Here is a 19,041-nt window from a genome sequence, read left to right as displayed (position 1 = left end):
TTCGGTCGCTAGAATCGAGGCAGGTTTTCCACAGGACGTCCTCCATGCTGCACCGGATCTGGCTCGGTTTCTTTCTGATCGCCTTTGTCGCGGCACTCTGGCAGTGGCTGGTCATGGGTGACTCTGCCGTGTTCCAACGCCTGATCCAGAGCAGTTTCGACATGTCGAAACTCACCGTGGAGCTGTCCATCGGCCTGATCGGTACGCTGGCGTTCTGGCTGGGGATGATGAAACTGGCCGAAGCCTCGGGATTGGTAGATCGCATCGCTCGTCTGCTCGGCCCTCTGTTTACCCGGCTGATGCCGGAGGTGCCGCCGCGACATCCGGCGATCGGTTCCATGACCATGAACCTGTCCGCCAACTTTCTCGGTCTCGACAACGCCGCCACCCCGCTGGGGCTGAAGGCGATGCAGGATCTGCAGAGCCTCAACCCTGACAAGGAAACCGCCAGCAACGCCCAGATCCTGTTTCTGGTGCTCAACACCTCGGCGGTCACCCTGTTCCCGATCACCATTTTCCTGTACCGCGCCCAGCAGGGCTCCAGCGACCCAACCGCCGTTTTTATCCCGATCCTGATCGCCACCAGCTGCTCAACACTGGTGGGGTTGCTGGTCACCTGCTGGATTCAGCGCATCAACCTGCTGCAACGCACCCTGCTGCTCTGGTTCGGGGTCGGCTCAGCCCTGTTGCTCGCCTTCGTCGGCTATTTCGCCACGCTCAGTGCCGAAGAGCTGCAGCGCCAGTCAGCACTGACCGGCAACCTGCTGCTGTTCAGCGTCATCATCCTGTTCCTGTTGCTGGCGCAGCGACGCGGCGTCAACGTGTATGAAACCTTTATCGAGGGGGCGAAGCAGGGGTTCGAAACCGCCATCATGATCATCCCCTACCTCCTGGCGATGCTGGTGGCGATCGGCATACTGCGCGAGAGCGGTGCCCTGGAGGGCTTCATCTGGCTGCTGCGCGAAGGAATCGGCCTGCTCGGCCTGGACACCCGTTTTGCCGATGCTTTGCCCACGGCACTGATGAAACCCCTGTCCGGCTCCGGTGCCCGCGCCATGATGCTGGAAACCATGAACACCCACGGCGTTGATTCCTTCGCCGCTCAGGTGGCCTCTATCGTGCAGGGCTCTACCGAAACCACTTTCTATGTACTGGCGGTCTATTTCGGTGCAGTCGGCATCCGGCGTACACGGCATGCCGTGCTGTGTGGCTTGAGCGCTGACCTGGCCGGGGTGACGGCTGCCATCGCCTGTGGCTACTGGTTTTTTGGCTAAGCCTTTCTACACTTCCAACAAGGCCCTGCGACTAAAGTAGCCCACTGATAGACAACTGTGTAAAATCCGCGCTCTTTTGCAATCAACCCTGGAGACACCCATGCCCGGAAAGTGGATCACCTTCCTGCTGGCGGTACTGGCAGGTGCCGGCATCTGGTGGCTGGCGCCACTTGAGCCTCAGCTGCGTACCGGCCTGGCCATTCTGGCCGTTATTGCCATTCTGTGGATGACCGAGACCTTCAACATTACCGTAACGGCACTGCTGATTCCGGTGCTGACTGTGGTGGCGGGCGTGTTCAGCGTCTCCGATGCGCTCAAGAGTTTCGCCAACCCGATCATCTTCCTGTTCCTGGGTGGTTTCGGCCTCGCGGCGGCACTCAGCGCACAGGGGCTGGACAAGTACATCGCCGGTCATGTGATCCGTCTGGCGCAAGGCAAGTTGGGGATGGCAGCCGTGTTGCTGTTCCTGACGTCCGCGGGCCTGTCCATGTGGATCTCCAACACTGCAACCGCTGCCATGATGCTGCCACTGGCACTGGGCCTGCTGCGCCAACTGCCCTATGAAGGGCATGAGCGTACTTACTGGTTCGTGCTGCTGGGCGTGGCCTATTCCGCCAATATCGGCGGCATCGGTACGCTGGTCGGCTCGCCCCCCAACGCCATCGCCGCCGCTGAAGTGGGTCTGAGCTTTGCCGACTGGCTCCGGTTCGGTATTCCGACCGTTGCACTGTCACTGCCGCTGATGATTGTGGTGCTTTGGGCGCTGCTGCGGCCTGAACTGAACCACCGTTTCCCGGCGATCCACCGCCACGAGCCGCTCACCAGCAAGCAGTGGATGACGCTGGGTGTATTTGCGCTGACCGTTACACTGTGGCTGTTCAGCAAGCCGGTATCAGGCTTCTTGGGCATCAAGGGCGGCTTTGACTCGATCGTGGCAATGTTCGCCATTCTGCTGTTGTGCATGCTGCAGCTGGTGAACTGGAAGCAGATCGAGAAAACGGCCGACTGGGGCGTACTGTTGCTGTTCGGGGGAGGGCTGACTCTGTCGGCCATGCTGTCGACCACCGGTGCCAGCCTGTTCCTGGCCGAGACTGTCAGCAGTCTGATGAGTGGTGCATCGGCTCCGCTGTTCATTCTGGTCGTCGCGGCTTTTGTGGTAATGCTGACCGAGATAGCCAGCAATACCGCCAGTGCCGCACTGCTGGTGCCGATTTTTGTCGGTATTGCCGGCTCCATGGGCCTCTCCACCGAAATCATGGCGGTAGTCATTGCCGTGGCCGCGTCCTGCGCCTTCATGCTTCCGGTGGCAACACCCCCCAATGCCATCGTGTATGGCTCGGGATTTTTGCCTCAGGGTCAAATGATGCGCGCAGGCATGGCACTCAACGTGATGATGATTGCGATCATCGCAGGCGGCGCCAGCCTCCTGATCTGACCGGCCAGATCCGGCTGTCGCAGTGGCAGCCGGAACCTTGCATCAGTCCTGCTGGGGCAAGCTGCGGATATGCCCCTGACGATCGATGGCGACCTGTACACATTCGGTGCTGGTCACTTTGCGCAACTCACTGCCGTCCGGGCAGCGCCCCCAGACTTCAACCTGAATCCGCAACGAGCTGTTACCCCGCTCCAATACCCGAGTGTAAAAGCTCAGCACCGTGCCGCACATAACCGGCGACATGAAGCTCATGCGTCCAACCGATACCGTGGCAATGCGGCCCTGCGCCTCCTGACCGGCACGGATCTCACTGGCGAGCACCAGCTGTGAGGCTACCCAACCGCCATACACATCACCAAACATGTTGACCGCCTCATGACCGGCAGGCAGCTGCAGTGTCAGCTCTCCTGCGGGTTTCAGCACCTCTGTGTCATCACTGCAACTCATGCTTGTCTCCTTTTATTATTCGGTAGAGCGAACGACGCGCTCTTTGCTGCAGTGCACATAATAGAGAATCTGGCCGCAAACGGCACTAGCTCAAGCTCTCTGAAAAACTTTTTTACGCTTTGTGACAACTGTCATAAATCAGTCATCTTTGCCCCCTATAGTGGGCCACATCAAAAAACGATCAGTTCAGAGAGGGTAACTCAATGAAATTGCGCACCAAAGCTCTTGCACTTGCCATGACTGCCGCTGCCGGCATCAGCCTGGCCGCACCGGCTGCCGCCCGTGACACCATCAGCATCGTGGGCTCTTCCACTGTTTACCCGTTCGCAACCGTAGTTGCCGAACGTTTCGGCAGTAACACCGAATTCAACACGCCGAAGCTGGAATCTACCGGCTCTGGTGGCGGCATGAAACTGTTCTGTCAGGGTATCGGTACCCAGCACCCGGACATCACCAACGCTTCACGTCGTATGAAAACCTCCGAGTTTGAGTTGTGCCAGAAGAACGGCGTGACCGATATCACTGAATTCCGCATCGGTTCTGACGGCATCGTTATCGCCAGCTCCAAGGATGCCGAGAACCTGAATCTCACCCTGGAGCAACTGTTCCTGGCGCTGGGTGAAAAGGTGCCGGTCGATGGCAAATGGGTTGCCAACCCGAACAAGAACTGGAGTGACATCGACGCTGGCCTGCCGAACAAGCCGATCCGCGTAATGGGTCCGCCGCCGACATCCGGTACCCGTGACTCCTTCAATGAACTGGCACTTGCCGCTGGCTGTGACAAGCTGCCGGAAGCCAAGGATCTGAGCAAGGACGAGCACAAGGCTATCTGCGAAAGCATTCGTGAAGACGGCGTTTTCATTGAAGCAGGCGAGAATGACAACCTGATCGTTCAGAAACTGATCAGCGATACCGGCATGTATGGCGTGTTCGGTTTCAGCTTCCTGGAAGAAAATGCTGACCGCCTGCAGGCCGCTACACTCGATGGCATGGTACCGACCGCTGAAGATATCGCAGCGGACAAGTACCCTGTAGCTCGCTCACTGTTCTTCTACGTCAAGAAGGCACACGTTGGCGTGGTTCCGGGCATCGCTGAATACGTGGGTGAGTTTGCCAGCAACTCTGCGCTGGGCCAGAACGGCTACCTCAAGGATGTGGGTCTGATCATTCCGCCGCGTGACCAGCTGGCCGTGCTGATGGACAAGGCCGAAAACATGCCGAACCTGACCATTGACGAGCTCAAGTAAGCGGGTCGCATAGGCAAAACTCGGGGTGCGGTCCTGAAAACGGGGTCGCGCCCCTTTGCACGTCTGGACAATATTCGATTCATTTACCGAAAAATCGCAGACAGGAACACTCATGCAACCGGCAAATCTGCTTCTTTTCACGCTGGCATTCGCTGCGATCGCCTACTGGCTGGGATATACCCGTTCGCGCACGCTGGCCATGCCACTGGGCGGAATTCGACACCTCAAATCACTTCCGTTCTACTATGGTGCCCGCGCCGCACTCTGGTGCGGTATTCCGGCACTGATCATATTGGCGCTCTGGGTCGGCTTTCAGGGCAAGGTAATCCAGACACTGGTCGTCAGTTCGCTGCCACAGGAGATGATCCCCGACAGTGCGGGCCAGGCCAGTCTGTTGCTGAGTCAGATCGGTAACGTGGCCAGTGGCGCCCTGCCGCGAAACTTTGCTGAGCCCGCTATTGTCGAAGCAGCGGACCGTCTGGTACAGCTACGCGAACAGAGCCGGCTGTACATGAACCTGCTGGTAGTGGCCGTCGCAGTGCTGGCCGGTTTTCTGGCCTGGCTGCGTATCCATCCGCGGCTTAACGCCCGGGTTCAGGTCGAGATCATTCTGAAGTGGGTGTTCTTTGCCTGTGCCGGCCTGGCCATTCTGACCACCGTCGGTATCATCTTCTCGGTCGCTTTTGAGACACTGCGATTTTTCCAGCAGATATCCTTCATTGATTTTATTTTCGGTTCTCACTGGAGCCCCCAGACCGCCTTGCGTGCGGATCAGGTCGCGTCTCAGGGTGCGTTCGGGATGATCCCCCTGTTTACCGGTACTCTGCTGATCTCAGGCATCGCCATGTTGGTCGCCGTTCCCGTGGGGCTGATGTCAGCCATCTATCTATCGGAATATGCCAACCCGAAAGTTCGCGGTGTGGTCAAACCGTTGCTGGAGATGCTGGCCGGCATACCAACCGTGGTATACGGCTTTTTTGCCGCGCTGACAGTGGCGCCGTTCATCAGTAACCTGGCCGCATCCTTTGGCATTGAAGCCTCATCACAGAGCGCTCTGGCTGCCGGCGCGGTCATGGGCATCATGATCATTCCGTTCGTATCTTCCCTGTCGGACGACGTCATCAACGCCGTACCCCAGTCACTGCGCGACGGCTCGCTGGCGCTGGGTGCAACCCAGTCGGAAACCATGAAGAAGGTTGTCTTCCCGGCGGCGCTTCCCGGCATCATGGGGGGCATTCTGTTGGCGGTATCCCGTGCCATCGGTGAAACCATGATTGTGGTGATGGCAGCAGGCCTTGCAGCCAACCTGACCGCCAACCCGCTGGAAACCGTGACTACGGTAACCGTGCAGATCGTTACCCTGCTGACCGGGGACCAGGAGTTCGACAGTGCCAAGACGCTGGCGGCTTTCGCACTGGGCGCCATGCTGTTCCTGGTAACACTGGTCCTCAACATTATCGCCCTGCATATCGTACGCAAGTATCGGGAACAGTATGACTAAGCAACTTACACAGGCGGAAATCGTCCGCAAGTCATTGAAAAAACGCTACCGCAAGGAGAAGCGCTTTCGCGCCTACGGCATTCTTGCGATCGCCATCGCCTTGTCGGCCCTGCTGATTCTGTTTACCGACATCATCGGCAAGGGGTACAGCGGTTTCATGAAGACCAGCCTGAACCTGGAAGTGGTGCTGGATGGCGAGGTAATGTACCTGGATGACCCGACAGATCCTCGTCAGGTAAAAATGGCCGACTTCGTCGAGCCGCTGGTTCGGGCCCTGATGCGTGAAATTCCGAACGCAACCGACGCCAACCGTGAAGCGGTACGCAAGCTGATCAACCCCTATGCGTCTGCCGATCTGCGCGATGCGCTAAAAGAGAATCCGGAATGGTTGAACACCACTCGCAAGATGAGCTTCCTGGCTCACAGCGACGTGGATGTTTACTCCAAGCACGCCGGTGACAAGGCCTACTCGATCAAGCTCTCGCCACAGCAGCAGGAATGGGTGAACATGCTGAAGGACAAGGGCGTGATCGAGACCTCGTTCAACGATGTCTTCTTCAAGGGAGGCGATTCTCGTGACCCCGCCAAGGCCGGTATCATGGGCGCTGTAGTCGGCTCGCTGCTGACCATGTTTGTCACGCTTGTGCTGTCGTTCCCGATCGGCGTGGCCGCGGCAATTTACCTGGAAGAGTTCGCTCCCAAGAACCGTCTGACCGATTTTATTGAGGTCAACATCAATAACCTGGCAGCGGTGCCGTCGATCATCTTTGGTCTGCTGGGTCTGGCCGTATTCATCAATCTGTTCGGCATGCCCCGCTCGGTTCCGGTGGTGGGCGGCATGGTGCTGACTCTGATGACACTGCCCACCATCATCATTTCCAGCCGGGCCGCAATCAAGAGCGTACCGCCCTCGATCCGCGAAGCGGCGGAAGGGATTGGCGCCTCGAAAATGCAGGTGGTATTGCACCACGTCCTGCCGCTGGCGATGCCGGGCATGCTGACCGGGTCCATCATCGGCATGGCGCAGGCACTGGGTGAAACCGCCCCGCTGCTGCTGATCGGCATGGTGGCCTTTATTGTTGACGTGCCCGGTGGCTTCTTCGACTCGGCCACCGTATTGCCGGTACAGGTATTCCTCTGGGCAGGCAGCCCTGAACTTGCCTTTATTGAACGTGCTTCAGCCGCCATCATGGTGCTGCTGAGCTTTCTGATCGGAATGAATGCATTGGCCATCTGGCTGCGCAAGCGTCTTGAGCGCCGTTGGTAAGGAGAACAGATATGAACATGACCGCAACACTGAGTGATAACGCAGCCATGACCAAGACTACAGCCACGGCCACTGAGTCCACTGCCATCGAGAGCAGCTCGGATGCCGGTATTGAAGAGGGCAAAACCGTTGGCAAGCCCTATGCTGCCAAGGAGCCAAAGTTCAAGCTGCGTGACGTGGAAGTATTTTACGGCGCAGATCGGGCAATCAAAAATGTCAGCCTGGATATCGGCAAGAATGAAGTCATTGCCTTCATCGGTCCATCCGGTTGTGGCAAGTCCACCTTCCTGCGCTGCCTGAACCGAATGAACGACAGTATCGACATCTGCAAGGTCAAGGGCAGCCTGCAGCTGGATGATCAGGACATCTATGATCCGCGCCAGGACGTGGTTGAGCTGCGTGCCCGCGTAGGCATGGTGTTTCAGAAGCCTAACCCCTTCCCCAAGTCGATCTACGACAACGTGGCCTATGGCCCGCGTATTCATGGTCTTGCCAACCGCAAGTCGGATCTGGACGAAATCGTCGAGAACAGCCTGCGCAAGGCTGGTCTGTGGGATGAGGTGAAGGACCGTCTGGACTCCACTGCCACCGGCATGTCCGGCGGTCAGCAGCAGCGCCTGTGCATTGCCCGTACCATTGCGGTCAACCCGGAAGTGGTACTGATGGACGAGCCCTGTTCGGCACTGGACCCGATCGCCACGGCGAAAGTGGAAGAGCTGATCTCGGAGCTGTCCGAGAGCTATACCATCGTCATCGTGACCCACTCCATGCAACAGGCATCTCGTGTATCAGACCGTACAGCCTATTTCCATCTTGGCCATCTGGTTGAGGTCAACGATACTGTGAAGGTGTTCACCGCACCGGAGCACCATATGACCGAAGCCTATATCACCGGTCGTTTCGGCTGATCCGGCGGTGCCGCTAAGTGTACAGCCTGGCTGCCTGCGGCCAGTGCTGTACAATCAGCCACTGACTTGACCCAGCCAGGATTCAGACATTGAAGCACTCCGGACTCTTACTGTTGTTGGGCCTGCTGTTGCTGGCGACAGGAGCCCGCGCGGACGTGAGCAATACGGCCACCGAACTGCAGCCTTACCAACGCGTTGCCGGCATTTCCGGCAACCTGTCGAGTGTCGGCTCCGATACCATGGCCAGCCTGATGCTGCTCTGGTCACAGGAATTCAATCGTCTGTATCCCAATGTGAATATTCAGCTGCAGGCCCCGGGCTCATCAACGGCTCCGGTAGCCCTGATCGAAGGGACCGCAAGCCTTGCCCCCATGAGCCGCCCCATGCTGGAGCGAGAGCTGTTGGCATTTGAACGCCGACACGGCTACCCCCCAACAGCGATTACCGTCGCAATGGATGCTCTGGCAATCTTCGTACATCAGGACAATCCGGTAGCAGGTCTGAACCTGCAGCAGCTGGATGCGATCTTTTCAGCCACTCGGCGCTGCGGGGGAAAGCTCCGGATTGATCGCTGGCAACAGCTGGGTGTAGAGGGGCAACTCGCAACCCAGCCACTGCTGTTGTACGGCCGCAATGCCGTGTCCGGCACCTATGGCTTTTTCCGTGAACAGGCATTGTGCCGCGGCGACTTTCATAGTCGAGTCAACGAACAGCCGGGGTCGGCCTCGGTGGTTCAGTCGGTGGCAACGGCGTTGAACGCGATCGGTTACTCCAGCATCAACTACCGCAACGCCTCGGTGCGCGTGTTACCGCTGGCACGGCTGGGCAATGATTATGTCGTACCTGAGCCAGATAGCTTCATTGATGGCCGCTATCCGCTGGCTCGTCCCCTGTACATGTACATTAACCGACCACCAGGGCAGCCACTTCACCCTTTGGTGCGGGAGTTTCTGCATCTGGTGCTGTCACGTGAAGGGCAGGAAGTGGTCTTGAAAGAGGGCTACACACCATTGCCCGCCAGTGCCATCGCTCGTCAGCTGGGGAAGATATCGGATGTCGACTAGCCCGCTGCCACCGCCTCCAGAGTTGCGTCTCACGACACCACTGCGCAAGCGCTGGCTACAGCTGCGCCGCTACAAGGATCGACTGGCCACGCTGTTCATCATGCTCGGTGGACTGGGCGTGATCCTGTCGGTGTTGATGATCCTGTTCTATTTGTTGTATCAGGTGGTTCCTCTGCTGACATCGGCCCGAATCGTGCCGCTTCAACAGCAGATCGAGCAGCCTTTGACGGGGCAGAGTCTGTACATGGCCCTGGATGCCGAAGGTCGGATCGGCGTACGGCTCACGCAACAAGGTGAGCTGCAATTTTTTCAACCAGCCAGCGGCGCGCTTCTGCAACAACAGAGAATTGCCCTGCCCGACAACAGCCACATTACCGACCTGGCCGATGCCGGCGACGGCCTGATGGTACTGGCACTGAGTGACGGACGCGTGTTGCCGGTGCAGCGACAGTACTCTGGCACGAATAATCTTCAACCGGTTTTACACTACCCACTGGGTATCGAACCCCTGAGCCTGCAACCGGCTCCCGCCGGCCCGCTGGCGGCGGCCGTTAACCAGAAACAGCTGCTGCTGATCAGCTTCCATGACGGCCAATTACACCAGTTCCACTTTGATCTGAGCCAACCCGGGCCTACCCCTATACAGTCTGTCAGTCTGCCCACACCTGGTTTCGAGCCACGCAAACTGCTGTTGATGCCACAGCAATCCCGATTGCTTGCACTGGGCCCTGAGGGTCGCATTGGTGTAATCCCCCTGCAGGGAGGGGGCCAAACCTACGAAGTAATCCGCGCCGCTCGGGAGGAGATAACGCTGTTTGAGCTGCTGCCGGGGCGGCGCAGCCTGATGCTGGGTGATCAATCGGGTGCCTTGTCACAGTGGTTTTTCGTTCCGGATGAATATAACAGCCTGAAGTTGCAGCAGATCCGTCAATATGACCCCCTGCAGTCAGCACCCAAGCGGCTGGCCGGGCGAGAGCAGGACAACAGCTTCATAACGCTGGAACAGAACGGAACACTAAGTGTGTACAGCCTGACATCCAGCCGCGCCTTGCTGCGCACCAATCTGCTCGGTGACGAGCCTGACGCGCTGGCGCTGTCTGCGTACAACAGCTTCCTGCTGATGGAGCGCAACAACCGGGTCAGCAGCTGGCAGCTGCAGGCCCCCCACGCCGAAATCACGCTGAGCAGCCTGTGGAGCGAGATCTGGCACGAAGACTACGACGAGCCGGGCTACATCTGGCAGTCATCCACCAATGGCACGGACTCAGCCGCCAAATACAGCTTGGTGCCGCTGGTATTCGGTACGCTCAAGGCTGCACTCTATGCCATGCTGATGGCGACCCCCATGGCGATCTGCGGCGCCATCTATACCGCCTATTTCATGGCGCCGGCCCTGCGCCGCAAAATCAAGCCGATGATCGAAATGATGGCCGCCGTTCCTTCTGTGGTTTTGGGTTTTCTCGCCGGTCTCTGGCTGGCGCCGTTCATGCAGGTTCATCTGGCCGCCATCCTGTTACTGGTCCTTCTGCTGCCGATCAGCATTCTGCTGTTCGCCTTCGGGTGGGAGAAAATGCCGCAACGCATCCGTTTCCTGTTGCCTGAAGGCTGGGACGTGATCCTGCTGCTGGGGGTGATTCCGCTGGTGGCCTGGCTGGCCTTCCTACTGGCAGTACCTATTGAGGCATGGCTTTTTGATGGTCAGTTGGTACTCTGGCTCGGCAATCAGGTGGGTATCAGTTATGACCAACGCAACGCACTGATCGTCGGTATTGCAATGGGGTTTGCCATTATTCCCACCCTGTTTTCCCTCACCGAAGATGCCATTCATGCCGTACCGCGCCACCTCAGTAACGGTGCTCTCGCACTGGGGGCTACCCCCTGGCAGGCGCTGACCTGGATGATCCTGCCTGCTGCCAGCGCCGGTATTTTTTCGGCCCTGATGATCGGCTTCGGGCGTGCCATCGGTGAAACCATGATCGTTCTGATGGTCACCGGCAACACCCCGATCATGGAGATGAACATCTTCGAGGGAATGCGAACCCTCGCCGCCAATATCGCCATCGAAATGCCTGAATCCAGCGTCGGCAGCAGCCATTACCGCGTGCTGTTCCTGTTCACACTGGTCGTTAACACCATCGCCGAATTGATCCGTCAGCAGCTGCGGAGGAAATACCGTGCGCTCTGATAACCGACTGATGCGATGGTTTCATACCGATACCCCTTGGGTTTGGCTCAATGCCGGTGCCGTTGCACTATGTCTGCTCACCCTGCTGGGTATTCTGCTGCTGATCAGTATTCAGGGGCTGGCCCACTTCTGGCCCAAAGGCCTGGTGCAGGCAGAGGTGACGGCCGACAGTCAGAGTCGGCGCGTCATTGGTGCAGTCATCCGGCATGAGCACGTGAGCGTACGCCAGCTGCAGGAGGCAGGCCTGTCACTCGACTCGGAACAGGCTGAAGTACAGCGCACCCTGATCCACAGCGGCAATCGGGAATTCAGCGACAGTGACTATTTTTGGGTACTGGACAATGCCCTGTCAGATCGGCACTACCCCGATCATCTGGCTGTATTCGAGCGCACTCGTTGGGGACAGCTGTATGGCTATCTGCGTGGATTGAGCGAAAACGGCACCCTGCTGCAGCAGGGCCCGGACATCGACCAGGACATGCTGTGGCGTGAATTCGAGCAGCGCCGGCAGCGTACCGAGGCACTGCAGCAGGAAATTGATCGCATCGAAAGCAACATGCTTGGGCAGATCAACCGCACGCTGGAACAGTTGCGTCTGGAGCAGCGCCGGCTTGAGCTGCTCGGCCCACTGAAGGTGCCTCAACTGGAGGTTCTGGCCCGTGAACGGGCCGACCTGGAGCAGGACTATCATCTGCTGCAGAAACGGCTGACCCGCCTGCAACAGCAGGTCACCCGTGACCACTTCCACGTTGAAGTGGCTGATGGACGGGTGCTGGAATTCGCCATGGTGGACGTTATTCGCGCTTACCGCCCGAACGGCATGAGCCTTGTCGACAGGCTGGAACACTTTGGCATCAAGCTGTGGGAGTTCCTGTCTGACTCACCCCGCGAGGGTAATACCGAGGGCGGCGTCTTTCCCGCTCTGTTCGGCACCGTGCTGATGGTGTTACTGATGTCACTGCTGGTCACGCCATTCGGCGTGCTGGCCGCCGTATACCTGCATGAATACGCTTATCAAGGACGGCTCACCCGAATCATTCGCATCGCCGTCAACAACCTGGCCGGGGTACCTTCCATTGTATACGGCATTTTCGGGCTCGGCTTTTTCGTCTATTTTCTGGGGGGCAGTATCGATGCGCTGTTTTTCCCGGAAGCCCTGCCAGCACCGACCTTCGGCACTGGCGGCCTGCTATGGGCATCGGCCACCCTGGCCCTGTTGACACTGCCGGTGGTGATCGTGGCCACCGAAGAGGGGTTGCGCACCATTCCGTCCAGCCTGCGCGAAGGCGCCCTGGCACTGGGTGCAACCCGGGCGGAAACCCTGTGGAGAGTTGTGTTGCCCATGGCCAGCCCGGCCATGATGACGGGAGTGATTCTGGCGATCGCCAGGGCTGCTGGTGAGGTCGCACCACTGATGTTGGTAGGAGTGGTCAAGCTGGTCCCCCAGCTGCCTGTAGACGGACATTTCCCCTATCTGCACCTGGACCAGAAATTCATGCACCTTGGTTTTCACATTTATGATGTCGGTTTCCACAGCGCCAACACTGAAGCCGCTCAGCCACTGGTCTATGCTACCGCTTTGCTGTTGTTGCTGGTGATCCTGCTGCTGAACCTGTCAGCGATCCTGATGCGCAACCATCTGCGGGCCCGATTCAGAACACTGGAACCGGAACTCTAGCGTGCAACCTTCATCAACGGAGCTATGCCTTGATACGCCTGGACACACAGATATCGGCCGATCCGGCTACCACCAGCCCTGAATCTGACCTCCCGGACACCCGGCTGCAAGTGCGAGACCTCAGCCTGCGCTATGGCGATAGCCGTGCGCTGAGCAATATCAATCTGGATCTTCCCGGCAACCGAGTAACCGCTTTTATAGGCCCGTCCGGCTGCGGCAAGTCGACTCTGTTGCGCTGTTTCAACCGCATGAGTGAGCTGGCAGCGGACTGTAATATTTCTGGAACAATTCTGCTGGATAATGAAGATATTTACGCTCGATCAGTCAATGTGGCAGAGCTGCGACGTCGGGTCGGCATGGTGTTCCAGAAGCCCAATCCGTTTCCGGCTTCGGTGTATGAAAATGTCAGCTTCGGCCTCAAGATTCAGGGCGTCCGCAAAAAGCGAGTGGTGGATGAAGCCGTTGAGTGGGCGCTGCGTTCGGCAGCACTTTGGGACGAGGTCAAGGACCGACTGCACGAGAGTGCTCTGGGGTTGTCCGGGGGGCAGCAACAGCGCCTGGTGATCGCCCGCACCATCGCCATTCGCCCCGAGGTCCTGCTGCTGGACGAGCCGGCCTCGGCACTGGACCCAATCTCGACACTTAAGATCGAGGAACTGATTCATGAACTGAAACGTGACTTCACCATCCTGATTGTCACACACAACATGCAGCAGGCTGCCCGCGTATCCGATTACACCGCCTTTCTGCATCAGGGGCGTCTGATCGAATTTGGCGAGACCGAGAAGCTGTTTACCCGGCCGTCCAGACGACAGACTGAAGATTACATCACCGGACGCTATGGCTAGGCCAGCTGTCCGTAACGGAGACAAACACTGTGGAACTGGAAAAAGACAACTACTCAACCCACATCTCCCAGCAGTTCAACGAAGAGCTGGAAACCATCCGTACCCAGATGCTGACCATGGGCGGCATGGTGGAACATCAGGTCAATGACGCCATCGAAGCGCTGCTGACAGCGGATGTGGATCGTGCCGAGGCGTCACGCAAGGTCGACCAGCAGACCAATGCCATGGAGCTGATGATCGATGATCTTTGCACCACTACCATCGCCCGGCGTCAGCCGGCAGCCAGCGACCTGCGTCTGATCGTGTCGATCAGCCGTGCCGTATCCGATCTCGAACGCATTGGTGATGAAGCGTCCCGCATCTGCAGACAAGCAATCGAACTGGCACAGAGCGGCACTTCGCAACGCGGTCATCAAGAAGTGCGCCACATCGGCAATCTGGTGCGCGACATGGTACGCAACGTCCTGACCGCTTTCGCTCGCAATGATATCGAGATGGCCTACCTGGTCGCCAAACAGGACAAGGAAGTGGACCGTGAATACCGCACGGCCATGCGCTCACTCGTGACCTATATGATGGAAGATCCGCGTGCGATCTCTTCCGTACTGAGTGTCATCTGGGCTCTTCGCAGCCTTGAACGCATCGGTGACCATGCCCGTAACCTGGCCGAGCACCTGATCTATCAGGTCAGCGGTACCGACGTGCGCCACCGCAGCCTGAAGCAGATCCGCCAGACCGTTGAGGACGAAGCCGACACACTGCTGAGCGATGAAAGCAGCACAGAAGAGTAACCCGCACTACAGCACTTGAGTGGGTGAAAATGCTAGACTTGGGGCCGTCTCACTAACGGAAGCCCTTCAGGTGTCAGCACGCGAATCTCTGCTCATCCATTCTCCCCACCGGCACTGGCTGCTTGCGGGCAGCAGCAGTTTCCAGGTGCCGGCACACTGGCGTCCCTGGCTGTATGACTCGGGCTCGCTGAGCCAGCGCCTGCAGCGTGCGGCCGGGGGCGAGTTCAGCGTTCGCGTGCTGAGCGAATGCTGGCAGTATCCGAGCGCCGACGAGGCACGGGCACTCGGGATCAGCCCGCGACGTCGCGCCCTGATTCGGGAGGTTGAGCTGCTGGGCCGTAATGCCGAACCCTGGGTGTTCGCTCGAACGGTCATTCCCGCCACCACGCTGACCGGGGTGGAGCGACGCCTGCTGCGACTGGGCTCGCGCTCCCTCGGTTCCTACCTGTTCCGTGACCCCAGCCTTGAACGTGCCCCGCTGCGCGCCTGCCGGCTGCAAGACAGCGGCGGGCAGCACTATTGGGCACGACGCTCCGTATTCCGTCTGCACCACAAGCCCTTGCTGGTATGCGAGGTTTTTCTCCCGGCCATGGAGCACGTACAATACCCGCTCTGACCGCTCAGGAGTGATCATGCAGGCAACGACCCCGTCACAGCACCCATTAAAGCAGAAGCTGCAGGCCTATGTGCACCTGATGCGTGCCGACCGACCGATCGGCACCTACCTGCTGCTCTGGCCGACCCTGTGGGCACTCTGGATCGCATCGGAAGGCCTGCCGGCGCTGGATCTGCTGCTGATCTTCTGTCTGGGTGTGTTCCTGACCCGCTCTGCCGGCTGTGTCATCAACGACTTTGCCGACCGACATATTGATGGCCACGTCAAACGCACCCTCAATCGTCCACTGCCATCAGGCCGAGTCCGTGAGCGTGAAGCGATCTATCTTTTCTGCGGTCTGATGCTGGTCTCGTTTCTGCTGGTGCTGATGACAAACGGCATGACCATCCTAATGTCCTTCGGCGGCCTTGCATTGGCGTTTATCTACCCGTTCATGAAACGCTATACTCACCTGCCACAGCTGGTGCTGGGAGCGGCTTTTGGCTGGGCCATTCCAATGGCGTTTACCGCCACTCAGGAAGCACTGCCGCTGACCGCCTGGCTGCTCTACCTGGCCAAGCTGCTCTGGACCGTGGCCTATGACACCCAGTATGCCATGGTGGATCGTGACGATGACCTGAAAATTGGCGTCAAATCCACTGCAGTGCTGTTTGGCCGCCACGACCGTCTCATCATCGCCCTGCTGCAACTGGCCACTCTGGTAGTGATGCTCTGGGTAGGTCAGATTGAGCAACTGGGGCTCTGGTATTGGCTGGGGCTGGCCGGTGCCGCCACCCTGTTTGTCTACCAGCACTGGCTGATCCGCGCCCGCGAACGGATGCCCTGCTTCCGCGCCTTCCTCAACAACCACTATGCCGAGCTGTTGGTGCTGCTCGGCCTGATACTGGAATACGCGCTGCGCACCTGAGCCGACACTGACAAGTGAAAGAAAATCTGCCAATGTCATATTTGTGTAACCAAAACGTCTTGTAATACCAGACTCTGATTAAATGTCTGTAAAAGAGGCAGAAACATGTCTGCGTCCAAACGCGTACTGATCGTTGATGACGAAGCACCGATCCGCGAAATGATTGCGGTAGCATTGGAGATGGCAGGTTACGAATGTGATGAGGCAGACAGTGCCCAGTCCGCTCATGCCCGCATCGTCGATAACAAACCCGATATGCTGTTGCTGGACTGGATGATGCCCGGTACCAGCGGTATCGAGTTCGCCCGCCGCCTGCGCAAGGATGAAGTGACGGCTGACATCCCGATCATCATGCTGACTGCAAAGGCCGATGAGGACAACAAGATTCAGGGGCTGGAAGCCGGTGTGGATGACTACATCACCAAGCCGTTCTCGCCACGTGAGCTGGTCGCACGACTCAAGGCCGTGCTGCGCCGCGCCACACCCAAGGGGGTGGAAGAGCCGGTCACGGTGGACAGTCTGACTCTGGACCCTGTTTCGCATCGCGTTACTGCAGAGAGCCGACCGCTGGAGCTTGGGCCAACCGAATTTCGCCTGCTGCAGTTTTTCATGACACATCCGGATCGTGCCTATACCCGCAGCCAGCTGCTGGATATGGTGTGGGGCGGCAATGTATATGTGGAAGAGCGTACCGTCGATGTCCACATTCGCCGCCTGCGCAAGGCGTTGGGCGAGCGTCACGACTATCTGGTACAGACGGTACGTGGCACCGGATATCGTTTCTCGGCACAGGTGGCCTGATCGGCTTCGGTCACCACATTCACAGGATCGGAATGGAATGACTTCATGCACATAGCGCGGCACTCGCTGCTGATGAGCCTGCTGCTCAGTGCCGGTCTGGGCCTGATTCTGGGTGCGGTGCTGGGCTTCCCGATTGCCGGCATCACCCTTGGCATGATCGTGTGGGCCGTGATTCAGATCCGTCGCTTCAATGTCCTGCGTGAGTGGCTGGTCGGCGATACATCTGAAGAGCCACCCGAGCTGGGGCGAAATTCTGGACGCGTTGGCACGCATGCAAAAGCGCACTCAGGCACGCGAAGCTTCTTTGCGCAACGTCATCTCACGCTTTCAGCAGTCTTCAGCGGCCCTGCCCGATGCAGTCATCATCATCGATCGCAACAATAACCTGGAATGGTGGAATCTGGCCGCCGAGCGGCTGCTTGGGCTGCGTCATGCATCCGACCGAGGCAAGCCGCTGCTGAATCTGGTACGTGATCCCGTATTTGTGGATTACTACCGCAAGGGCCGCTATCAGGAGCCGCTGGAGCTGCCATCACCGCTGGGCGGCGATACCCGACTGCAGTATCAGATCAGCCTTTTTGGCGCGGATGATCGCCTGCTGGTGGCCCGTGACATCACCCGACTGACCCAGCTGGAGCAGACTCGGCAGAACTTCGTGGCCAACGCATCGCATGAACTGCGCACCCCACTGACGGTCATTCGGGGTTACCTTGAAACCTTCCTCGATCAGGACCTGCCCAAACCGCTGATGCGGGGGCTCAGTCAAATGCAACAGCAAGCGCGACGAATGGAAAACCTGGTCCAGGATCTGTTGCTGCTGTCGCGACTGGAGGCCACCTCACGTCAGGCCGCCACGCTCAAACCAGTGCTGATCCAAAGCCTGATCAGCCATATCCATGAAGATGCCGTTACCCTGTCAGGAGAGCGTCAGCATCAATTCGAGCTGCAGATAGATCCACAACATGACCTGCTGGGTGTTCCGGCAGAGCTACAGAGTGCGCTGTCCAATCTGGTGTTTAATGCCGTGCGTTATACGCCCGATGAGGGCCATATCCTGATCCGCTGGTGGGCTGATGCCAAAGGCGGCCATTTCAGTGTGACCGACAGCGGTATCGGGATAGAAGCACGCCACATTCCTCATCTCACCGAGCGTTTCTATCGCGTGGACGACAGCCGCTCGTCCGCCAGTGGCGGTACCGGGCTTGGGCTGGCCATCGTCAAGCATGTATTGATGCGCCTTGGCGCCCGGCTGGAGATCGACAGTAAGCCTGGCAGGGGCAGCTGCTTCAGCTGCCATTTCCCCGCTGAGCTGGTAGTGCCGCCCCGGGATTGATATCCCTGGCTTCGGCGGCATACTCCTCCACCCAGAAAATAGTCGCGCCCACAACCGCCGCCGGCATCAAAAACAGATTCAGCACCGGCACCAGCATACCCAGCTGAACCAGCCCGCCAAACCCGATCGACGTTACTCGACGCGCCTTCATCAACTGCTTCATCTGTGGAAAGCTGACCTTGTTGTTGTCCATCGGGTAATCGCAGTATTGAATCGACATCATCCAGGCCCCGAACAGAAACCAAAGCAGTGGCGAGAGCAGATTCAGGCCCGGTATAAACGTAATCAACAGCAACAGCAGAAAGCGTGGCAGATAGTAGCCCAGCTTCTGCAGCTCCCGCTGCAGCGCCCGTGGAATCATCGCCAGCACCGCGCCCCAGCCCTCATCCACCAGCGGGGCACCGCGCAACCTATGCTCCACCTTTTCGGCCAGAAAGCCGTTAAAGGGCGCTGCTATCAGATTGGCCACGATGGAAAAGCCGTAATACACCCCCACCATCACCACCAGGGCAAACAGGGGCCAGAAAAGCCAATAGAGAAAACCGGCCCAGTCGGGCAGATATCCCAACCCATACTCGACCCAGTGGGTGAATTGCTGAATCAGCAGCCAAATGGCGGCAATAAACAGCAACAGGTTGATCAGCAGCGGTACCAGCACAAAACGCCGAATACCCGGTTGCGGCAGCATGGCCGCTCCACGCAGCAGATAACTGCCGCCACGTATGGGGTTTCCCTTCAT

18 protein-coding genes are annotated in these 19,041 nt (G+C 58.5%); 16 read left to right on the top strand and 2 right to left on the bottom strand.

Annotated features, from left to right (window positions below; translation table 11 throughout):
- Positions 1-44: 44 nt before the first annotated feature.
- Together ACAM29_RS15495 and ACAM29_RS15490 are read left to right on the top strand one after the other, a co-directional pair.
- Positions 45-1,274: a nucleoside recognition domain-containing protein gene (locus tag ACAM29_RS15495; RefSeq protein ID WP_206837443.1), complete on the top strand. Its 1,230-nt coding sequence runs from the start codon at positions 45-47 to the stop codon at positions 1,272-1,274.
- A 100-nt stretch (positions 1,275-1,374) separates the two neighbouring features.
- Positions 1,375-2,709 (top strand): DASS family sodium-coupled anion symporter, encoded by a 1,335-nt coding sequence (locus tag ACAM29_RS15490; RefSeq protein WP_369624639.1) that lies wholly within the window; start codon positions 1,375-1,377, stop codon positions 2,707-2,709.
- Between the two features lie 42 nt (positions 2,710-2,751).
- On the opposite strand, the gene ACAM29_RS15485 is transcribed toward ACAM29_RS15490, so the two are convergent.
- Positions 2,752-3,156 (bottom strand): acyl-CoA thioesterase, encoded by a 405-nt coding sequence (locus ACAM29_RS15485; protein WP_091826062.1) that lies wholly within the window; start codon positions 3,154-3,156, stop codon positions 2,752-2,754.
- Positions 3,157-3,359: 203 nt separating this feature from the next.
- Here ACAM29_RS15485 and ACAM29_RS15480 point away from each other — a divergent pair, with 203 nt between their 5' ends.
- The 14 genes from ACAM29_RS15480 (at position 3,360) to phoR (ending at position 18,302) form a co-directional block, all read left to right on the top strand.
- Positions 3,360-4,403 carry a substrate-binding domain-containing protein gene (locus tag ACAM29_RS15480; RefSeq protein ID WP_091826065.1) on the top strand — a complete coding sequence of 348 codons (1,044 nt, stop codon included), beginning with the start codon at positions 3,360-3,362 and terminating at the stop codon, positions 4,401-4,403.
- A 112-nt stretch (positions 4,404-4,515) separates the two neighbouring features.
- Entirely contained in the window at positions 4,516-5,904 is a 1,389-nt protein-coding gene (gene pstC, locus ACAM29_RS15475; RefSeq protein WP_206837445.1) for a phosphate ABC transporter permease subunit PstC, read from the top strand.
- On the top strand, positions 5,897-7,171 hold the full coding sequence (gene pstA, locus ACAM29_RS15470) for a phosphate ABC transporter permease PstA (protein WP_369624638.1): 1,275 nt from the start codon (positions 5,897-5,899) through the stop codon (positions 7,169-7,171). Before pstC ends, pstA (ACAM29_RS15470) begins: the two co-directional genes overlap by 8 nt.
- Before the next feature lie 86 nt (positions 7,172-7,257).
- On the top strand, positions 7,258-8,079 hold the full coding sequence (pstB, locus tag ACAM29_RS15465; RefSeq protein ID WP_277987763.1) for a phosphate ABC transporter ATP-binding protein PstB: 822 nt from the start codon (positions 7,258-7,260) through the stop codon (positions 8,077-8,079).
- Positions 8,080-8,168: 89 nt separating this feature from the next.
- The gene (locus tag ACAM29_RS15460) at positions 8,169-9,143 is read left to right on the top strand and encodes a PstS family phosphate ABC transporter substrate-binding protein (protein ID WP_091826072.1); all 975 of its coding nucleotides are present in this window, start codon (positions 8,169-8,171) and stop codon (positions 9,141-9,143) included.
- Positions 9,133-11,328 carry an ABC transporter permease subunit gene (locus ACAM29_RS15455; protein ID WP_369624637.1) on the top strand — a complete coding sequence of 732 codons (2,196 nt, stop codon included), beginning with the start codon at positions 9,133-9,135 and terminating at the stop codon, positions 11,326-11,328. Before ACAM29_RS15460 ends, ACAM29_RS15455 begins: the two co-directional genes overlap by 11 nt.
- A gap of 10 nt (positions 11,329-11,338) precedes the next feature.
- Positions 11,339-13,006, top strand: a complete 1,668-nt coding sequence (gene pstA / locus ACAM29_RS15450; protein WP_175527631.1) for a phosphate ABC transporter permease PstA — start codon at positions 11,339-11,341, stop codon at positions 13,004-13,006.
- Between the two features lie 50 nt (positions 13,007-13,056).
- Entirely contained in the window at positions 13,057-13,854 is a 798-nt protein-coding gene (gene pstB / locus ACAM29_RS15445; protein WP_254775002.1) for a phosphate ABC transporter ATP-binding protein PstB, read from the top strand.
- A gap of 29 nt (positions 13,855-13,883) precedes the next feature.
- Entirely contained in the window at positions 13,884-14,645 is a 762-nt protein-coding gene (gene phoU, locus ACAM29_RS15440; protein ID WP_091826081.1) for a phosphate signaling complex protein PhoU, read from the top strand.
- Positions 14,646-14,715: 70 nt separating this feature from the next.
- Positions 14,716-15,261, top strand: a complete 546-nt coding sequence (locus tag ACAM29_RS15435) for a chorismate lyase (protein WP_242530055.1) — start codon at positions 14,716-14,718, stop codon at positions 15,259-15,261.
- Positions 15,262-15,277: 16 nt separating this feature from the next.
- Positions 15,278-16,168 (top strand): 4-hydroxybenzoate octaprenyltransferase, encoded by an 891-nt coding sequence (gene ubiA, locus ACAM29_RS15430; protein WP_091826084.1) that lies wholly within the window; start codon positions 15,278-15,280, stop codon positions 16,166-16,168.
- A 105-nt stretch (positions 16,169-16,273) separates the two neighbouring features.
- Positions 16,274-16,969: a phosphate regulon transcriptional regulator PhoB gene (gene phoB / locus ACAM29_RS15425; RefSeq protein ID WP_091826085.1), complete on the top strand. Its 696-nt coding sequence runs from the start codon at positions 16,274-16,276 to the stop codon at positions 16,967-16,969.
- Positions 16,970-17,014: 45 nt separating this feature from the next.
- Positions 17,015-17,353, top strand: a complete 339-nt coding sequence (locus tag ACAM29_RS15420) for a hypothetical protein (protein ID WP_369624636.1) — start codon at positions 17,015-17,017, stop codon at positions 17,351-17,353.
- Positions 17,241-18,302: a phosphate regulon sensor histidine kinase PhoR gene (gene phoR / locus ACAM29_RS15415; protein ID WP_369624635.1), complete on the top strand. Its 1,062-nt coding sequence runs from the start codon at positions 17,241-17,243 to the stop codon at positions 18,300-18,302. The genes ACAM29_RS15420 and phoR overlap by 113 nt, the downstream gene beginning before the upstream one ends.
- On the opposite strand, the gene cysZ is transcribed toward phoR, so the two are convergent.
- Entirely contained in the window at positions 18,256-19,041 is a 786-nt protein-coding gene (gene cysZ, locus ACAM29_RS15410) for a sulfate transporter CysZ (RefSeq protein WP_091826090.1), read from the bottom strand. The genes phoR and cysZ overlap by 47 nt on opposite strands.

Source organism: Marinobacterium sp. BA1 (genome assembly GCF_041155135.1).
GTDB classification, from domain to species: Bacteria; Pseudomonadota; Gammaproteobacteria; order Pseudomonadales; family Balneatricaceae; genus Marinobacterium; species Marinobacterium iners.
This window is presented reverse-complemented; position numbering and strand designations above follow the sequence as displayed.